The 1,989-nt window shown below is 62.6% G+C and carries 3 protein-coding genes; all 3 read left to right on the top strand.

Features of this window, described 5'->3' with window-relative positions; all coding sequences use genetic code 11:
- Positions 1-565: 565 nt before the first annotated feature.
- On the top strand, positions 566-976 hold the full coding sequence (locus ACXRVY_RS26285) for a hypothetical protein (RefSeq protein WP_458238656.1): 411 nt from the start codon (positions 566-568) through the stop codon (positions 974-976).
- Complete coding sequence (gene stbB / locus ACXRVY_RS26280; protein WP_458238655.1) at positions 973-1,713, top strand: StbB family protein; 741 nt, start codon at positions 973-975, stop codon at positions 1,711-1,713. The genes ACXRVY_RS26285 and stbB overlap by 4 nt, the downstream gene beginning before the upstream one ends.
- 10 nt (positions 1,714-1,723) lie before the next feature.
- A partial coding sequence (locus ACXRVY_RS26275; protein ID WP_458238654.1) for a hypothetical protein occupies positions 1,724-1,989 on the top strand: 266 nt, incomplete at its 3' end.

Raw genomic sequence — 1,989 nt, 5'->3', positions numbered from 1 at the left:
AGGCAGAACACCCCCAGCACAGCCCCCACAAGCCCGCCAGAGGCGGGCAAGGTCTTGACCCAGTAAAGGCCTGCGGCCGGCGCCAGGATGGCGTCCAGCGGTGCCAGGCACCGCAGCACTGGGTAGCTCACCCACGCAACACGTTCAAACGTCGGATTCATCGGTTCGCACTCGATCGAAGATCACCAGGACACCACGCAATGACAAACCGGCGCTCGACGGGCCATTCGCAGCCAGCACTTGATCCGACGCTTTGCGCAACTCCATAGCGTTCCATGGACACAAGCACACCAGCTGGAAACCACAAGAACCCCAAGACATACGCACTCCTTCCCCGCTCTGGCACTCCGCCTACATGTGCGGTCCACAAACTCTTGCGCATCGACCATCTAGCGAACTGTAAGTTTCACTTTGTGATCTCTTTTGGTCGACAGCATTCACTCTACACGTACTAGTATCGCTTTTCAATCACATTGACATACGCTATTTGTTTACGTATTGTGTATGTTTTGAACTCAGAAGGTACGCCCATGAACACCAGGCACCCCCACTCCCAAACATCGCGATGACGACGGACGCGTTCACGGCCAGCCTGGAACAGAGCGCTGCCAGCTATCCCCCGTCGAAGGCCCGCCGCATTGCGGCGCTGTTGCCGCAGATCGAGGCCGCCATGTCTCAAGGGAGCCCGCGCGCTCACATCGTCACTGCGTTGATGGGCGTCGGCATCGACATCACGCCGCACCAGCTGTCCAACGTCATCGCCCGTCTGCGCAAGCAGCGCCAGGACATGGCAGCAATGCCGGCCGTGCGCCCGAGCGGCGGCCCGATCGCAAGCGTTCCCACGCTCGCGCATCTGCCGAACCCGGCATCGGCATCGAAATTCGGCGCCCACGACCCTCGCCTGCTCGATGAGGTCATGCGCAGCACACCCGACATGAAAGCACTCGCCAAGTTGGCGCCAAAGGGGAAACCATGAAAGTCTGCGTCTTGAACTTCAGCGGCAACGTCGGCAAGAGCACGATCGCCGCCCACCTGTTGCAGCCTCGCCTGAACGCCCAGGTCTTCAGCGTCGAGAGCCTGAACGTCGATGCATCCAGCGACGGCGTCGAGGTGGCGAGGCTGCGGGGCAAGCACTACAACGAGCTGCAGCAGCGGCTCATGAAACTGGACGATGCGATCGTGGACGTGGGTTCGTCCAACGTCGAAGACTTCCTCAAAATGATGCAGCACTACGCCGACAGCCAGGAGGAGTTCGACCTCTTCGTGGTGCCGGTGGTCAAGGRTGGCAAGCAGCAGGCCGACACGGTGAACACGATCCGGGCGCTGCGGGCGATCGGCGTGCCGGCCGCGAAGATCCTGGTGGTCATCAACAAGGTCGAGACCGACGATGACCTGCGCACCGACTTCGCCGGCGTGTTCGGCTTCTGCGCCAGCGGTGAAGCGACGATCCCCGAGGGCGGCGTCATCTTCGCGAACGAGCTGTTCGCCATGCTCAAGACGCAACAGTTGTCGATCGGCGCGCTGAACGACGACACGACCGACTACCGCCAGCGGTTGCGCGTGGCAGCGAACGAGGAAGAACAGGATGCTKCGATCCAGATGATCGCCATGAAGCGCCTGGCCAAGACCTGCAACAAGAACCTCGATACGGCGTTCGCGGCCATGTTCCCCGCGATGCTCGCGGCGTCGCCTGCAATGCCGGTCGCTGCGTGACAGCGGTCTGATGGGCTCTCCTCTCGACGTCAGATCAGCGCGCGAAGCGCTGATCGTCGAAGCGCTTCGCGGCGTCGACACGGTGCTCGCCGCGGCCGACGCGGTCGGCGAGCGTCTATCGGCCAGCTCGCAAAGGCTGGAGGCTGCTGCCGCCGCGCTGAGCACTGCTGGAACCGTCTACTCGGCCGAAGTGGCGCAGCTCACCGAGGCCACCAAGAAGGCCCTGGGCGAGTACATCGAACGTCGTGCATCGGCCACGACCGCGCAGGCCTTGGC

This window comes from Pseudomonas sp. P5_A2_2, assembly GCF_054177685.1.
The sequence above is the reverse complement of the archived record's forward strand: the minus strand, read 5'-3'. Positions and strand labels throughout refer to the sequence as shown.

Coding starts and splice junctions, on each gene's coding strand:
- ACXRVY_RS26285 (WP_458238656.1), top strand. CDS start 566: ATGACGACGGACGCGTTCACGGCCAGCCTGGAACAGAGCGCTGCCAGC.